Origin of the sequence: Paenibacillus sp. FA6, from assembly GCF_051550225.1 — a bacterium.
Classification (GTDB): Bacteria; Bacillota; Bacilli; order Paenibacillales; family Paenibacillaceae; genus Paenibacillus_AQ.
On record NZ_CP188820.1, the window covers coordinates 676,322 to 693,479 of the forward strand.

At 41.9% G+C, this 17,158-nt stretch carries 14 protein-coding genes; 9 read left to right on the plus strand and 5 right to left on the minus strand.

Translation table 11 applies throughout. The annotated features are described in order from the left end of the window. The first annotated feature begins 18 nt into the window (after window positions 1-18). Together ACP8HI_RS03060 and ACP8HI_RS03065 are read left to right on the plus strand one after the other, a co-directional pair. Window positions 19-582 carry a hypothetical protein gene (locus ACP8HI_RS03060; protein ID WP_438349670.1) on the plus strand — a complete coding sequence of 188 codons (564 nt, stop codon included), beginning with the start codon at window positions 19-21 and terminating at the stop codon, window positions 580-582. Window positions 583-764: 182 nt separating this feature from the next. Then, window positions 765-2,030 (plus strand): DEAD/DEAH box helicase, encoded by a 1,266-nt coding sequence (locus tag ACP8HI_RS03065; RefSeq protein WP_438349671.1) that lies wholly within the window; start codon window positions 765-767, stop codon window positions 2,028-2,030. Here ACP8HI_RS03065 and ACP8HI_RS03070 read toward each other — a convergent pair. The 3 genes from ACP8HI_RS03070 to ACP8HI_RS03080 are packed head-to-tail and all read right to left on the minus strand — an operon-like array spanning window position 2,027 to window position 5,103. Next, a complete protein-coding gene (locus tag ACP8HI_RS03070; protein WP_438349672.1) occupies window positions 2,027-3,175 on the minus strand; it encodes a DHHW family protein in 1,149 nt (382 codons plus the stop codon). The genes ACP8HI_RS03065 and ACP8HI_RS03070 overlap by 4 nt on opposite strands. A gap of 45 nt (window positions 3,176-3,220) precedes the next feature. After that, window positions 3,221-4,606 (minus strand): MBOAT family O-acyltransferase, encoded by a 1,386-nt coding sequence (locus tag ACP8HI_RS03075; RefSeq protein WP_438349673.1) that lies wholly within the window; start codon window positions 4,604-4,606, stop codon window positions 3,221-3,223. Between the two features lie 5 nt (window positions 4,607-4,611). After that, window positions 4,612-5,103 (minus strand): DUF4358 domain-containing protein, encoded by a 492-nt coding sequence (locus ACP8HI_RS03080; protein ID WP_438349674.1) that lies wholly within the window; start codon window positions 5,101-5,103, stop codon window positions 4,612-4,614. Between the two features lie 287 nt (window positions 5,104-5,390). Between ACP8HI_RS03080 and ACP8HI_RS03085 the strand changes: the two genes are divergently transcribed. Continuing rightward, on the plus strand, window positions 5,391-6,917 hold the full coding sequence (locus ACP8HI_RS03085) for a prenyltransferase (protein ID WP_438349675.1): 1,527 nt from the start codon (window positions 5,391-5,393) through the stop codon (window positions 6,915-6,917). Window positions 6,918-7,089: 172 nt separating this feature from the next. On the opposite strand, the gene ACP8HI_RS03090 is transcribed toward ACP8HI_RS03085, so the two are convergent. Beyond that, window positions 7,090-7,971: a LysR substrate-binding domain-containing protein gene (locus ACP8HI_RS03090; RefSeq protein WP_438349676.1), complete on the minus strand. Its 882-nt coding sequence runs from the start codon at window positions 7,969-7,971 to the stop codon at window positions 7,090-7,092. Window positions 7,972-8,206: 235 nt separating this feature from the next. Here ACP8HI_RS03090 and ACP8HI_RS03095 point away from each other — a divergent pair, with 235 nt between their 5' ends. The 6 genes from ACP8HI_RS03095 (at window position 8,207) to ACP8HI_RS03120 (ending at window position 16,103) form a co-directional block, all read left to right on the plus strand. After that, complete coding sequence (locus tag ACP8HI_RS03095) at window positions 8,207-9,253, plus strand: YeiH family protein (RefSeq protein ID WP_438349677.1); 1,047 nt, start codon at window positions 8,207-8,209, stop codon at window positions 9,251-9,253. Window positions 9,254-9,408: 155 nt separating this feature from the next. Further along, window positions 9,409-11,148, plus strand: coding sequence for a methyl-accepting chemotaxis protein (locus tag ACP8HI_RS03100; protein WP_438349678.1), 1,740 nt, complete (start codon window positions 9,409-9,411; stop codon window positions 11,146-11,148). Window positions 11,149-11,897: 749 nt separating this feature from the next. Continuing rightward, on the plus strand, window positions 11,898-12,758 hold the full coding sequence (locus tag ACP8HI_RS03105) for an AraC family transcriptional regulator (RefSeq protein WP_438349679.1): 861 nt from the start codon (window positions 11,898-11,900) through the stop codon (window positions 12,756-12,758). A 156-nt stretch (window positions 12,759-12,914) separates the two neighbouring features. Beyond that, the gene (locus ACP8HI_RS03110; RefSeq protein ID WP_438349680.1) at window positions 12,915-13,928 is read left to right on the plus strand and encodes an LLM class flavin-dependent oxidoreductase; all 1,014 of its coding nucleotides are present in this window, start codon (window positions 12,915-12,917) and stop codon (window positions 13,926-13,928) included. 15 nt (window positions 13,929-13,943) lie between these two features. Next, window positions 13,944-14,846 carry a LysR family transcriptional regulator gene (locus ACP8HI_RS03115; protein ID WP_438349681.1) on the plus strand — a complete coding sequence of 301 codons (903 nt, stop codon included), beginning with the start codon at window positions 13,944-13,946 and terminating at the stop codon, window positions 14,844-14,846. 120 nt (window positions 14,847-14,966) lie between these two features. Further along, window positions 14,967-16,103 (plus strand): 5-methyltetrahydropteroyltriglutamate--homocysteine S-methyltransferase, encoded by a 1,137-nt coding sequence (locus ACP8HI_RS03120; protein ID WP_438349682.1) that lies wholly within the window; start codon window positions 14,967-14,969, stop codon window positions 16,101-16,103. A 158-nt stretch (window positions 16,104-16,261) separates the two neighbouring features. On the opposite strand, the gene ACP8HI_RS03125 is transcribed toward ACP8HI_RS03120, so the two are convergent. Next, window positions 16,262-17,155, minus strand: coding sequence for an NAD-dependent epimerase/dehydratase family protein (locus ACP8HI_RS03125; protein WP_438349683.1), 894 nt, complete (start codon window positions 17,153-17,155; stop codon window positions 16,262-16,264). Between the last annotated feature and the right edge of the window lie 3 nt (window positions 17,156-17,158).

Below are 17,158 nucleotides of genomic sequence, written 5' to 3' on the forward strand. Positions count from 1 at the left end.
TCCTAAGGAGGCAACGAGATGATACCTAATAAAAAGAGCATTCGGCGTCCTATTCAATCGACACTTCTTCTACTTATCTGTATATTCACTCTACTAAGTGGTTGTTCTAAGGCACAACCTGAATCACAAGGATCAACTCCTCTAGTAGAAACCCCACCACCTACAGTATCGAATACGAATAACACAACAGAACAACCAAATTCGCAATCAGGTTCAACTGTGTCCGATGATACAGAGGGAATTCCCGCTGGTGTGACAATCAAAAAAATAATCAAAGATGAAGTGATAAAAAATGGCTATCGTAAAAAGGTTGAATTGCTTTCAGACGGCGGTAAGCGCATGACAATCACGGATTCGAATCATGGGATTGTCATGCGGCATCTTGAATATGACGGAGTCATCCTGGCAGTTAAAGGAAATGAGGTCACCGTTCAAGTGGAACGAGGAGGACAACAAACTTTGACCATTCCAAATGATATCGTCATCGATGATGAGGATAAGCTTGGGCTGAATAAAGGTGTTGAAATCGAATGGGAAGTAGATACCGATGGACAAATTCTAAGCGTGGAATTGGATGATTAATTGGAGAACATCGTTAATTGGTTATATAGAGTAAGCTACATCCAATAATGGAGCGGGTAAATTTCCGCTTCTATTTCTGCGCTTATGTGTGTTATCCTTGTATGTTATGACGTAAAGTAGCGATTTAAGGAAATGCTAAGAGAGATGTTTAGAAGAAATGTATTTATAATTAAGGAGACAACATGACATTTAATGAATTGAATATTATACCCGAGATCCTAAGAGCTTTAAGTAAAGAGAACTATACTACTCCGACTCCCATACAGGAACAGGCAATTCCAGCTGTGTTAGCGGGTAGAGATTTGCTTGGTTGCGCCCAGACTGGAACGGGGAAGACCGCTGCGTTTGCTGTACCTATTATCCAACTGTTGAGCGAACAGCAAAGTAAACCAAACGCTGGGCGTCATATTCGCTCATTGATTTTAACACCGACAAGAGAACTTGCCCTTCAGATTTCAGAAAATATTAAGTCGTATAGTCAATATACCAAAGTGAGTTGTACTGCCATCGTGGGTGGCGTATCTCAAAAAGTACAGGAACGGGCGCTAAATCATGGTGCAGATATTATTATTGCAACCCCGGGCAGGCTCATCGATTTAATAAGTCAAAAACGTATTGATTTACAACATGTCCAAATAGTAGTACTTGATGAAGCCGATCGAATGCTGGATATGGGCTTTATTCATGATGTGAAGAGAATTGTTGCAAAAATGCCGAACAAAAAACAGACTCTTTTCTTCTCGGCAACGATGCCGCCTGAAATATCTAAAATGGTTAAATTGTTATTGGTTAACCCAGTAAAGGTAGAGATTACTCCGGTATCATCCACTGCCGATAGAATTAAACAATCTGTTTATTTGCTAGCAACGGGGAACAAGCAGAAACAATTGAATCATCTGTTGCAAGATAAATCCATTGTATCGGCATTGGTGTTTACCCGTACGAAGCGTGGTGCCGACCGCGTTGTGCGTGATCTGGCTAGAGAGAACATTTCTGCTCAGGCCATTCATGGAAACAAGTCTCAAATAGACCGACAGAATGCATTAAGAAATTTCAAGAGTGGTGTAACACGAGTGTTAGTAGCGACGGATATTGCAGCTAGAGGAATTGATATTGACGAACTTTCGCATGTCATTAACTTCAACCTCCCTAATATTCCAGAAACCTACGTTCATCGAATTGGACGTACTGGTAGAGCAGGGTTGAGCGGGAGTGCGATCTCCTTTTGCGAAGTGGATGAACTTCCGTTCCTCAGCGATATAGAGAAATTAATCGGAAAGTCCATTCCCGAAGTGAAGGATCATTCTTATCCGATGCCTAAATCAATTCGATCTGCGAAGGTAGAAGGTTCATCGAAACCCACAGTTGCCAAACCTGCTAAATCGAAGGCGAACCCAGCTCGTAAGCCCAAGAACGAATGGTTTACAAAGGGAAGTAAACTTACCTAATACCCCAGCTTCAACACTTCTCTATTGTCCACAAACGTTGAGGTATTGAACAACATTAATACTTCATCAATCCCGTTCTCGGTCATATAATCGCTAATATTTCCGTTGTAATAACGCAGGTCGATGACGTGAATTTCTGGCACATGAAGGGCTAGAAATGGAAGCACACTATGAGCGTAGGAATCTTTGAGAACAAGCAGCTTTTGCTGTTCAATGTCTACTGGTTTAATATCGCTAGTTATGGTCATCAGTGCATGAACCCCACCGAGGAAATACGAGTATTTATCTTTTTTATCCAAATAACTAGAGTCGTATAGACCAGATACGGTTTCATCTGTGTCCGCGATATACAACTCCGAAATAACAGGCCATTTCGGTAGATAGACTTGGATGGAATCTGCATCCAATCTATTGAATTGGCTCCGCGTTTGATAGCTTCCAAGGAATGAATCGGTGACTGTGTCAACAGTAAACTCCGATTCGTCCTTTACCCTCCAATCCATCTTCTCAGCATAGGCATGATAAGCTAAGTAAGCACCGTAGGTCGTCCAGTGATGATCCGTACGGTAGTATATCGGTGTCGTATCGTTAGCTGCAGGACGTAGATAATCAAACCCGTCAATGAAAGACAAGTTGTTTCCCAACTGCTCGCTAATGAACCCGTTCACCTTCGATTGGGAATAAGCAGTAGCAAGCCAAGGCAGCCGTTCCGGATATAAGCCAATGGATGTTGGTGCGAGCATGAACGTTATATTAGCATCGGTGTGGTTAGTTGCGAACTTGTTAACAGCATCTGTATATTTCTGTACGGATTCATAATTAGGCTGATTGAACTTCTCGAATAAATAGCCGTTCTGGCCTTTATAGATTCCGTTGTTCTCCTGTTGAAGTCGTAGTTGCTCCATGGTCGATTTCACGGCAACCCATTTATCCCGAAAGGGGAAATGATCAGTAATATAGTTCTCAGTCTGCTCTGAAAATGTCTTCGACCAAAGATTATCCCATGTGAACTGTGGAACCTTTTGTAGGTTACGGTTCTCCGTGTCAGAGAAATAGGATTTAGGAAGAAGAAGGAACAAGAAGAGCATGATGAAGAGAATAGTGACAAATCCAGCGATATACAATTGATCTACGCGTTTATTCATCTCGATCATGCTCCTTTTATAGTAAGACTTTTTGAACTACCTCTATTAGAATCGGAAGTATAGGAATGGATTGAAGGTTGCATCAACCAAATATGCAATAGAGAGTAGAAACAATACAGCATGCCATGTTAGTTGTAGATAGGGTCTAGATTCCAAGCGCGGGCTCGTCCGGTCTGAAACAGAGGCAATCACTAGTACAACGAGCAATATCGCGTTCGTGTATAGGAGATACAATGATTCAGAATCCCATAACGAATGTCCATTCAATCCTGCCAGGGCGTTAAAGTAACTTCCCATCATAAGAAGCTCATCGAATGCGAACAGCACCCAACCGATCAAGATAAGCAGTAATGCGTAACTATGCCGCAACCACTTTGGCATGCGCTGAAGTAGCTTCAGCCCTAGCCATTTCTCGAATATAAGAATAATACCGAAGTACAAGCCCCATAAGAGGAAGTTCCAGCTTGCCCCATGCCATATCCCCGTCAGTATCCATACGATCAGAATGTTCCGCAGTTGTATCCCTAGCCCGCGGCGATTACCACCTAAAGGAATGTAGACATAGTCACGGAACCAGGAACTTAATGAAATATGCCATCGTCTCCAGAAGTCGGTGATACTCTGTGCTATGTAAGGCCTATTGAAGTTCTCATTAAACCGGAAGCCGAACATGAGTCCAAGACCAATAGCCATATCCGAATATCCACTGAAATCGAAATAAATTTGGAATGCAAAGGCGATAATGCCAAGCCAAGCTGTTAGAACGGATAGTGTATCTGGGTTGGAGCTGGAAATTGTGTTCCAGAGTAGTCCGATATTGTTCGCAAGCAACACTTTCTTAGCCAACCCAATGGTGAAACGACGAACCCCTTCTGCGAACATTTCTCTGTTCACAGTTCGGTTACGTAATTGCTCAGCAATGGTGGAATATTGCACGATAGGACCAGCTACTAATTGTGGGAATAAAGCGACGTATGTACCGAAATCGAGCCAATTACGTTGTGCTGGGGTGGTTCTTCTATACACATCAATGATATAGGACATGGACTGGAAGGTATAAAAGGATATGCCAATCGGCAACGGTAGCTCGGTTAAAGGAATATTAGTACCGAGTAGCGTATTGATATTGTCGATCAGAAAGTCCGCATATTTGAAGTATGATAGTAAGCTCAAATTAACGATAATAGAAAATACCACAATCCACTTCCGCTTGTGATCACTGAACTTTGGTCTGTCTAGAAGCAGACCAAAGCAGTAATCAGTGAAGGTGGAGAGCAGCATGATGACAATATATACAGGCTCGCCCCACGCATAGAATACGAGGCTAGCAGCGAATAGGATTAGATTCTTAGAACGCCGTGGTGAGCAATAGTATATAGCTAAAACAGCAGGCAAGAACAAAAATAAGAATAGTAGGCTACTGAATACCATACGGCTTAAGGCTTAACGAAGAATTTTTCGAATGCTGTCTCAATATCAGCAGCGTTTTCTGAAATAATGAAGATCACATAGTTGCCTTTTGTAACGAGTTTATAGTTCTTGGCATGCTCGTATTGGTCTGGCAGATAAGTCTCGAACTGCTTCTGAATATCTGTTGCACGTTGTTTGACAGCCGTTTCTACTGTGGGGATGTCTTTCGCATCTTTAACTTTCAGAACAGCAATTTCATTGGTCTTTACATTCATCATCGGCATCATAATCGTATATTGATCAAGCAGAGCCGTATCTAAATGGTAGAATTGGAGAATCATATCTTCGGGCATCTCCATTAATGAGGGTTGCTCAATCTGAGCTAATACGGTGTCTATCATTTCTTTGGTAGATTGTGTCGGTTGGTAGACTTCTTCTTTCTTGTTCGATCCCCCACATGCCGTTAGCATAATTCCAAGCACGATTACCATGATCATTACAACATTCTTTTTTCTCATTTTTGTTCATTCTCCTTGTTGTGTGTATTGCCACTATAATTGTCCGAGTTCAAAAGATGACTTTTTGAACAACATCTAAAAGTAAAGACGGCAGTGATGTCGTTAATGTTGCAATTATATATTGATTATCCCCATAATACGCCCAATAATGCGTTCTGGTAGCCTCCTGAGATATATTTGACGATTATCGGTTTGTCTCTTCCTTTGTTATAGTAAGATAGAATAGTTACCTAAATATCATGTGCGGTATTTAATTATAATAGAAAAGTACGGAGGAGATATATTGTATGGCAGAGCGTAGTAAGCAAGAGGTATTCGAATATTTAGGACGGGCAGAGGTCGCAGCAGTGGGTACCTCTAATATGGGTTTACCACGGCAGAGAATGATGCATTTCGCAGTGGATGAACAATTTAATTTCTATTTGACGAGTACGAAGGGTGATCCGAAGGTGATTCAATGGGTTAACATACCTGAGACAGCTATATTGATCCATCAGGGTCCTACCTTCATGGAAATGGAAGAATGCGAAGTCATCGGAAGGGCGGAGGTACTGAAAGATGAGAAGGAACGAAATAAAGCGATTGAACTACTATTAAACCGTTCACCCATTGTAGGTCAATTTCATAGTATTGGTGCTCTCGATCGATTGGAGTTTATTCGTGTTAAGCCATTTACGGTTAAGTATCGTTATGTACCAGAAATTCTTCAAGGGGAACCCCCAACGGTGTTCGAATTCGAACATAATCGCGAGAATGTAAATGTGTGGGATGATGTTAAAGCTAAGGCACGGGCATGGAAAGAAGCGGTTCGTCCGTTGTCGCTTACAGCGTCATTAGTACCAATTCTTTTAGGCGCAGCCCTGGCTTTGTCGCAAACGGATCAGATCAATATGCTTACTTTTTTATTAACCCTATTCGGAGCGATCATGATTCAAGCTGGGACGAATATGATCAATGACTGGAAGGACGCCGAACGTGACAGCGAGAATCGTACAGGTATCCGCCCATTTACCGGGGGATCGCGGATGATTCAGCTCGGATTAATCTCGAGAGCAGATATGGGATTCTTCGGGATAACGTTATCGACCAGTGCCGTCTTAATTGGGATATATTTAGTTTTCGCTAGTGGACTTGGTCTGATCCCACTAATCAGCTATGGATTGATTGCGGGTATCTTTTATACGGGTGGAAAAGGAAAACTTTCCTTCATTAATATGGCAGCAGGTGTGGCTGAATTCCTCGTCGCTACGACCTATGGTGTTCTAATGACGATGGGAGCTTACTATGTGCAGACTGGACACTATTCGTTACAAGCATTCCTGATCTCACTACCTGTCGCCCTGTTTATCAATAATGTATTGATTATTAATCAGTTCCCAGATGAAGAATCAGATAGGAACTCTAACAAAAAAACGTTGGTCGTTCGCCTTGGTAAGAAGAAAACTAAGAACGTGCTCATCGGTAGTTTCGTTCTAGGTTATGTAATCATCGCTTTGCTTCCGATTCTTGGATATGGACCGTATACATTATACTTTTCTTTCTTATCCATCCCATTTGCCGCACAAGCGATCCGCTACGCACATCAGAACTATGATAAGAATGCTGTAGATTTGATCCCGAGTAACGCTCATACGGCGATAAATCACTTGTTCAATGGCTTACTTCTTGTGTTCGCTTTTCTATTAAACAGTATTACTGTAATCGTCCCAATTTTGTATTTAGTAGCTTCCCTAATACTGGTCTTCTGGGTGTGGAACTACATTGAACGGCATAGAAAAGCGATGAATGAATTCAGATTAGCGTTTAAGAAGTAATATTAGTTGCATAGATTATCTAATATGTAATGCCAAATCTCTTGTTTATCAAGGGATTTGGCATTTTTTGAAATATAAGAAAGTATAAGTTTCACTTGATACTCTATTTCTTATATTTCTGCTGAAACGGATGCCGTCTTTGACAAAGGACGGCATAGCCGTTTCTACTTGATTATTCAAATTCTCTTAGTTTCTGAATGAACATTTTCACAGCCATCGTGCTAATGGACTTGGATTCCAGTAGAACGTGAAAATCGCGAGTGAAACGGCGCCCTTTCACTTGAATATGATGTAAATCTCCTGATTCCAACTCCTTATGTATGACCCAGCGAGATAACATAGCAATACCTAGTCCAGCGACGACGGCCTCCTTGACACCTTGACTGCTATTGAACACGAAAGATCGTTTCACACGAAGATCTGTATCTTGGATAAATTGATCACTGTATGCCCGAGTGCCTGAGCCATTTTCTCTAAATACCCAGGTTTGATCTTGCAGCATCTGTGGTTCAACGGTTCTTAGGGAATGTAGAGGATGACCGGTAGAAGAGACTAACAACATTTCATCTTCCATAAAAGGAGGTTGTACTTGAATCTCCGAATATTCAACATGACCTTCGACCAAGCCGACGTCGAGTTCATTGGAATGAACCGCTTGAGCGATTTCTTCTGTGTTGGCTATCGTTACCTGAATGTCGACTTGCGGATACTGATTGACAAATTGAGCTAGAAGACGAGGTAGTATATACTCACCGATCGTAAAGCTTGCACCTATTTTTAAAGATCCCGTGACCTCATTCCGTAAAAGGTGTATTTCCTCTTTCGCTGCCTCATACTGGGCTAATATTTGTTTGGCTTGCTTGTATAAAATATGGCCAGCTTCAGTCATCTTCACATGTTTAGAAGATCGATGCATGAGCTGGACTCCGAATTCATTCTCCAAATTCCGAATATGCAGACTAACCCCAGGCTGAGACAAATTGAGTATTTCCGCAGCACGTGAGAAGTTGCTCAGTTCTGCTACCGTTATAAATACTTTCAATGTATCTAACAATCAACATTCCTCCGTTATCCGATACGCTATAATCGTTTCATTTCTTAGATCCATTGTATCGCGTTCTTTCTTGATGAACAAACAACCTCTATATTATTTGTGGAAGCATAAGTAATCCTAATACATCCGATAGCATATCGGTATTTCACATCTAAGTTGGAGCGGCTTATAGTTGAGTCATAGAAAGCAATCATGCTTCCTCAACTAGATATTCTAACAAGGAGTGAGTACGATCATGGGTCAATTACACATACTTTCCATAGAGAATAAGAAGAAACAATATGTTGGTTTTACGCTGGGAGTCGGAATAACCTTCATTATTGCAATAGTAGCAAAAGTGTTAGCTGGTCTCCCGTTCCTCGCTATCATGGGACAACTGGTAATTGCTATCTTGCTTGGGATTGCTTGGAGGGCAACTGTCGGTGTACTGGAAACGATCATTGCTGGGATTCATTTTTCTAGTAAAAAAATGTTGCGACTCGGTATTATTTTGCTTGGTATGAGGCTTAATCTTATGGATATGATCCATGCAGGCCCGAAAGTATTTCTTATTGCAGTGACCGTAATTATTTTTACTCTTACAGTCGTTTATGGACTGGCTCGTTTGTTTAAAATAGAGAAGAGTTTAAGCATCTTGACTGCATGCGGAACAGCGATCTGCGGTGCTGCAGCGGTTGTTGCGATTGCTCCACAAATCAAGGCGAAAGACGACGAAACTGCGATCGCAGCAGCGATAGTAGCGATATTAGGGACAGTGTTTACCCTGTGCTACACCTTCCTATATCCAGTCCTAGGTTTATCACCAATAGGTTATGGAATTTTCTCGGGAGCAACATTGCACGAGATTGCTCACGTCATTGCGGCTGCGGCCCCTGGAGGAAATGATGCAGTAGATATGGCAGTTATGGTCAAGTTGACACGGGTGGCGATGCTGGTTCCGATTGCAATTGTAATTGGCGTATGGAACAATCGCTCGGAGAGAAAAGAGCAGGGCAATTATGCCAAGACTTCGTGGAAGTCGATCCCGGTTCCTTGGTTTATCCTTGGGTTTCTGTTTGTTAGCGGAGTTAATTCGCTAGGAATTGTTCCCCCGTTCATTGCAAATGGCGTTGTAATCATCGCTTATATGTTCATTGCTATGGCCATGGCAGGCCTGGGATTAAACGTTGATTTGGTGACTTTTAAAAGACTGGGAATGAAGCCATTTGTTGCGGGACTCGTCGGATCGGTCTTGCTCTCGGGTTTAGGTTATACGCTGGTACATCTCTTCGGGCTGGAATGAAGAGATTTTTTGTTTTCCCACCAAAAGGTACCATTCATTTTAAGTGATTAAATGTCGATATAAGAGAGTATCACAAATTTGAACTATTATATCGATAGGTTCTACTTTGCAGGGAACACAATCAAATACATTATGGAATTACGGGGGGATATATAATGAAAACGAAAAGTTTAGTCTTTAAATCAAGTATTGTATTATCGTTGTTGTTTTTATTGTTCGGGAGTACGTTGGCTTATATTTCTTTCGAACGGTTACGAGCGGAGCAAGACGAGGAAATGGTTATGATGGAATGGACATTGCATAACTTAATGGTCCAAGAGATTCCAGCGATCGAGAAAGCAAAAACCTTAATTGGCTCGGATAAGTTCATGATAGATGAGGGGATTCAACAAGTACAGCGGCAGTTAAATAGCATGAAAAGCAATCAAATGATAGCGAATAGTTATATTTATATGCCGGATGTAGAGACGAGTGGAGATACTAAAAAGATAGAACTATTACTGGCTAATCAAGAATTGTACGACTCAAATTTGTTGCCAGGTACTAGCTATGAAGCGACAGGGACTTTCGCTGAAGCGTTAGCTAAGATGGAAATAGACGGATATGCATCTTCGGATGTGTTTACGGATGAATTCGGCAAGTGGGTAAGTATTGTCAGTTCGATCAACGATGATAACGGGAATAGAATTGCGATATTTGGAGTCGACTTTGACTATGGTATTTTAGCTGAAAAGCAAGCATCTCAGTTAAAAGTGACGATTATTATTGGAGCAGTTCTAATTATTCTTTTTGTAGTGTTAACTATCGTACTGATACGAGTTGCACTACGCCCCATCGGTAAGCTGTCTGAACTAAGTAAGTTAGTTGCTGATGGAGACCTTTCGGTTAATATACCTGTTAAAAATCAGGATGAAGTAGGGATATTGTCGGGAAATTTCAACGCGATGATCAGTAATATCCGTCAATTACTTCACAATGTCCAGTCGACATCTGTAAATGTTACAGCATCCTCGAATGCATTGACGATAAGTGCAGAACAGACTTCAAAGGCATCCGAAGAAATTGCAAGTTCTATTCAAGAGGTGGCATCTGGTTCGGAGACACAAATGCAGTCTGCGATGGAAAGCCAAATTGCGATGGAGGAAATGGCTATCGGAATTCAGCGAATTGCGGAATCTTCCTCGAGATTGTCTGAACGTGCTAATGAAGTTACAGGAAACGCAGAGCAAGGGAATGATATTATTCATCGATCGGTTCATGAGATGGAAGCTATTCATACGTCGGTATCAGATACCGTAAATATACTAGCCGAGTTGCAGCAACGATCTCAGGAAATTGGAAAGATTCTAGCCATTATTACGAACATTTCCAAACAGACTAATCTGCTGGCACTGAACGCATCTATTGAAGCTGCGAGAGTGGGAGAACACGGGAAGGGGTTCGCTGTTGTCGCGAACGAAGTCCGGAATCTGGCAGAGTCATCGAATGACTCCTCTCAGCAGATTTCAATTCTATTAAATGATATTGCTAAGAACGTCGATCGGGCTTCGGCAGCTATGAACACAAGCATGAGTCAGGTCACCAATGGGATTCAATCCGTATATACAGCAGGAGAGACGTTCTCAGGGATTGTTGGAGCTTTACAGAGCGTCTCTGAACAAGTGCATGAAGTATCGGCAGCGTCTGAACAAATGTCTGCTGGGAGCGAGCAGGTAGCTGCTTCACTCGATGAGCTTGCCAGAATTGGTAGAGATGCATCACAAAATTCACAAAGTGTCGCCGCTTCATCTGAGGAACAAATGGCCATGATGGAAGAGATATCAAGCTCTGCTACAACTCTTAAAGAGATGGCTAATGATCTAGAGAAGGAGATTGGAAAGTTTAAATTAGAATAACGGGAAATTCGGATCTAAGTGTACTTATTACAAAAATGGAAGTAGAAGCTCCCTCGAAAGTAGAACCAAAGAAGGGGATGAGTTACATCCCTTCTAACATCATGAAATCTTTCACCAAGGACGCCAAGAGGCGTCCTTTTTTTGAAATATAAGAAAGTATAAGTTTCACTTGATACTCTATTTCTTATATTTTAGAAGAACATTTCATACGTGTAGGTCGCTAGAATAAGATGGAATAGTTGCAGAAATGGTACTTACTCAGAAGAAAAGGGTGGGTGATGAAGAAATAGTTGCAGAAATGGCAGTTAAAACAGGGGAAATAGTGAAAATAGATGACTTTCCAGTAATTAGATGCCCTTTATGCAACTAAACTTAGTGATAGGGGAATTTGGCCGGATTTAAGTGTACTTTATGCTTCTCTTTAGTAATAGATTTGGTTTTCATCCTCGATAGGACTTGATAAAAGTGACTGTCTTACGTATATCATCTTCAGGATTTGATCCGACTTCCTCGCTTAATCGTCAAATTGTCTTTGTAACCAATTTCCTGTAGGACAGCGAAGTCGGCTGGGAAATCTACATTGCCCTCACCAAGCGGAACATCTTCAAAAGCTGTGTCTGTTCGCGCTTACTTTCTTTCGTTATCTATACGATATTGGTACAATGAGATCAATATTTATGCGTATACATGTTATATTTATCTAAGTATGATTAATTTAATATAGTTGTTTAAAGGGGAGGATGGGCAGGATGACAAAGTATATGGATTATATGATCAGTCCTCATCCGATCCGTGTGTATGATCCAATGGTAGATTCGAGTAAAAAGAAAATAAGGTCGCTTACTGTGGTAAATGCGGGACATTTACCCGCAAGAACACTTCAGCGAAAGGATGCGGATTTCAAATCTTGGGCTTTCGTTATGATTACAGGTGGAGGCGGTTACTACCAGGTTAATGGAGGCGAACAGCAGATCGTTGAAGAAGGAAGCTGGTTTTGTCTATATCCCGGTGCTGTATTTAATTATGGACCGCATAAGGATGGGTATTGGGATGAGTATTATTTTACAGTGGAAGGAAATAGAATAGCCGAGTGGTTGGAGAATTGGCTTCCTGATCCGGAACTCATTAAGAAAGCGAACATTGATGAACCTTTTGTTCATAAGATGGAATTGATGTTCATGCTCATTGACAGTGGCGTTCCGAGTAATCTAGATCGCGCCTCGTTGATGCTAGAATCGTTCTTGTATGAACTTGTTGCTCAAGCGGATCAGAGTGAAGCTGGTAATCGAGGAAGCTTCGTTCTGAAGGTCATTGATGATATCTCCCGTTCACTACACTTATCACAAGAGACTACGGACATGGCAGCTAGGCATCATATATCAGTGTCGACACTTCGTAGAATCATTCATGAGTATACAGGATACCCGTTAAATGAATTTCTTCACCAGCTCAAGGTAGCGGAAGCAAAAAATATCCTGCTCAATACAGATTTGACCGTTAAGGAAGTTGGAGAAACGCTCGGTTATAAAGATATTTTTTATTTCTCGCGCGTATTCAAACGTATCACTGGATTTTCCCCGAGGAACTACCGAGAGAGAGGTGGCCAGTAACAAAGATACGCTACTTGAATTGGATCACAACAGCATTAAATGCTATACTTTAGTAAGTTAACAATTCATGATTCATAGCATCAGACCCTTTTCATGAAGGGTCTTTTTAGTATCATTTAAGTTTCAAACCATAGAGAAGAGGAGCAGTGCATAAATATGATTAAGTTAGGCGTACTTGACCAGGTATATGTTAATGAAGGACAAACGGCCACAGAGGGTCTTCATCAATCAACACGACTCGCTAAAGCAACGGAGGACCTAGGATACACTCGATACTGGGTGTCCGAGCATCATGCCATGCCAGCACTTGCTTTCTCTAGTCCAGAAGTGCTCGTTGCTCATCTAGCAGCAGCTACCAACCGAATTCGTGTCGGTTCTGGCGGTATAATGCTCCCGCATTATAGTGCTTATAAGGTGGCTGAGAACTTCCGGTTGCTGGAAGCTCTTCATCCCGGTCGCATCGACCTAGGTCTAGGTCGAGCGCCGGGCGGTATGCCACTTGCGACGAGAGCTTTACAGCAGGATAAGTATGTTGATGTGAATAAATATCCTCAACAGGTGCTTGATATTATCGGCTATTTAAATAATTCAATTCCTGCTGGACACCCGTTTGAGAAGCTAATAGCTGCTCCGGTCATTTCCACATCTCCTGAAATCTGGCTTCTAGGTTCGAGTGGGGAGAGTGCACGAATTGCTGCCACATTGGGTACCTCTTATGCTTTCGCGGAGTTCTTTGGCACGCCTGGCGGTGAAATGGCGACACAACATTATAATGAGAATTTCGAGCCCAATCATGTATTGGAGGATCATCCGCGTTCGATGATTGCAACCCTTGCGATCTGTGCTGAGACGGAAGAAGAAGCAAGCCAATTGGCGATGAGTAGTGATTTGTTATTCCTCGGAATTAGAACAGGGTTGGAGATCCCATTCTTGCCGTCTGTTCAGACAGCAACGAATTATCCATACACGGAGATGGATCTGCAACATATTAAGGAGATTCGGAAACGTAGAGTGATCGGTACACCAGCTCAGGTGAAAGAGCAACTACTACAGATGGGCAAGGATTATAATGTTAGTGAGATACTCCTTAATAGTCCGATTCACGATGAGAAGGCAAGAATCCATTCCTATAAGCTGATTGCGGATGCATTTGAGATGAATGTAAACTGAAAGGACTAGATCCTATTGACTCTACAACAGCTGAGATATGTCATTGAAGTCGCTAATCGGGGTTCGATGAATGAAGCTGCAAAGCATTTGTTTATATCCCAACCTAGTCTTTCAAATGCGATTAAAGATTTGGAAGAGGAACTTCAAATTACTATTTTTGATCGAACGAATAAAGGAGTCACTCTTTCGATGGAGGGTGCAGAATTTCTTGGATATGCACGTCAGGTGATTGAGCAGGCGGAATTACTGGAAGGACGCTATCTAGATGCTAAGCCATCACCACAGCATTTCTCAGTTTCTACTCATCATTATGCTTTCGCGGTGAATGCATTTGTGAACTTGGTTCGTGAATATGGGCAAGATGAATACGAATTAGCACTACGTGAGACCAAAACCCATGAAATTATCGAGGATGTTAAGAGTCTGCGTAGTGAGATTGGGATATTGTATCTCAACGAATTCAATGCCAAAGTAATCAACAGGCTACTTCAAGCTGCGAACCTGCGATTCAACAGCTTATTTACGGCAGAGCCCCATGTTTTTGTTAGTAGTAAAAATCCCTTAGCCAAACAGTCTGTGGTTACGATAGAACAGCTTCAGCACTATCCTTATCTATCTTTTGAGCAGGGAGAGTACAATTCTTTTCACTTTTCCGAGGAGATTCTCAGTACGTTACCGCGCAGTAAGAGCATTCGTGTAACGGACAGGGCAACGCTTTTCAATTTATTGATAGGCTTAAACGGATATACCATTTCTACTGGAGTACTTAGTGCTGATCTAAATGGCAATGAAATCATACCAGTCCCGTTGGATTGTGAGGAAACGATCAACGTCGGATGGATTTCCCATAAAAATGTTGCATTATCGAAACTTGCATCGGCCTATGTTGAGGCACTTCATCAAGCTATTATCGAATAACAATGCATGTATAGTTTAAAGCTATAACCAGATATAGCATATTGGAGTTACCTTATAACTGATATCCCATGGTATATTTCTTTTAGACATTCAATTCAAAGGCTAAAGGAGATTACCCATATGAGCAACATTAGAGAAAACGCAACACAGCGAAAGGTTACTCCATTTAGACATGATACTGTTGGTAGCTTTCTACGACCGCAGGTGATCAAAGAAGCTAGATTGAAATTTCAGAACGATGAGATTTCTTCTGACGAATTGAGAAAGATAGAGGATAACGAGATTATCAAGTTGGTAGAGAAGCAAAAGTCTGTAGGACTCCATGCCGTTACGGATGGTGAATTCAGACGCTCATGGTGGCATCTTGATTTTATGTGGGGTCTTGATGGCGTGGAGAAGGTCATCATTGAAAAAGGATACCAATTTCAAGGTGTGGAAACAAGAGCGGAAACTGCGCGGTTATCGGGAAAAATTGGCTTTTCTACTCATTCATTCGTAGAGGACTTTAAATTTTTGAAACAAGTTGCAGGTGATGACGTCGTTGCCCGTCAGGCGATACCGGCACCCGCACAATTCCTGGCAGAACTTGAACGCCCTGAGAATAAAGCGAGCACAGACGCTTATTATAGTAATACGGATGATCTGATAACTGATATTGCGAATGCCTACAAAGCTGCAATTCTGGCTTTTTATGAAGCTGGATGCCGTAGTCTACAATTAGATGATTGCACTTGGGGAATGCTCTGCGACAAGAATTATTGGGAAGCAAGACAGCAGGAGGGCGCTAATGTTGCTGAAATTGCGAAGCAATACGCTCGTGTCAATCAAGAAGCAATTACCGGTCTTCCTTCGGATTTGATCATTACTACTCATGTATGCCGTGGTAATTATTATTCAACTTGGGCATCTTCAGGCGGATATGAGCCAATCGCAGAAACACTTCTTGGTATTGAGAACATAGATGGGTATTACCTTGAATTCGATACCGATCGTGCAGGGGACTTTAAACCGTTGAGATTTATGAAAGACAAGCAAGTTGTACTAGGTCTGTTCTCTTCAAAAAATGGCGAGCTAGAGGATAAGCAAGAAATCATCAAGCGCATTAAAGAAGCTGCACAGGTGGTGGATATCAACCAAATTTGCCTTAGTCCTCAATGTGGGTTCGCATCCACAGAGGAAGGTAATATTTTGACAGAAGAGCAACAGTGGAGCAAGCTTGCATTCATCAAGGAAATCGCTGATGAAATTTGGAAGTAGTCGCTCAAAGCAGTAGTCCTAGGCGCTTCATTATAAACAATCAACTTACGCAGCCGTTATAGGTTGCGTTTTTTTTTGAAGAATAAGAGCTTGTCTAATGATAGGTTAAAAGTGGGATATGCAGTTGATATATAATCATTGCATACCCTTTTGAGATTTTAAATAGAGTTATATGTTTCAATAAGTCCTTTTATCATGTCTACTTGCGGTTGCCACTGTAAATCACGGTAAGCCTTTCTACAGTCAAGACAACTATGACTGATATCACCGTCTCTGGCCGATGAGTAAGTAGTCTCAATATCGGAACCGTGTATCTGTTTCAGCATTTGGACCAAGTTATTGATGGAAATACTGTGGCCTGTACTGATTTGAATGGTCTCCCGGTGACCAAAGGTTATCGCGGAAATATTGGCCTGAACGACGTCCTTAACAAATACGAAGTCACGGGTTTGTTCGCCGTCCCCATGAATGTGCAAGGGCAACCCGTCCTTGATTCTTTGTATGAAGACTGCAATGACGCCTCCTTCTCCCTTTGGCATTTGTCTTGGACCGTATACGTTACCGTAGCGAAGAATCGTAAAAGGAATCCCATGCATCGTGGAAAAAATGCGGATATACGCTTCTGCAGTCCATTTGGACAAACCGTAGTAGGATATGGGTGCCGCAGGATCTTCTTCGGAGATCAGATCACTTTGCAAGTTCCCATAAACAGCGGAGGTAGAGGAGAAAATCAATCTTTTAACGGAAGCCGCTCGACAGGCCTCAAGCAAGTTTACGGTTCCCATTATGTTGACGTCTGCATCAAAGCGTGGGTCGTTTATGGATCGCTGCACGTCCGCTTGGGCGGCCAGATGGAATACAACGTCCGGCTTTTCGCTGACAATAATTTCATTACACTCTTTGCTACGAATATCTACCTTATGAAAGATAGCCTGAGGATGGACGTAGGATAAATATCCGGAGTACAAGTCATCAATTACATGCACATCAAATCCGATAGCCAGAAGGTTATCTACAAGATGGGAGCCGATAAATCCTGCTCCGCCGGTCACAAT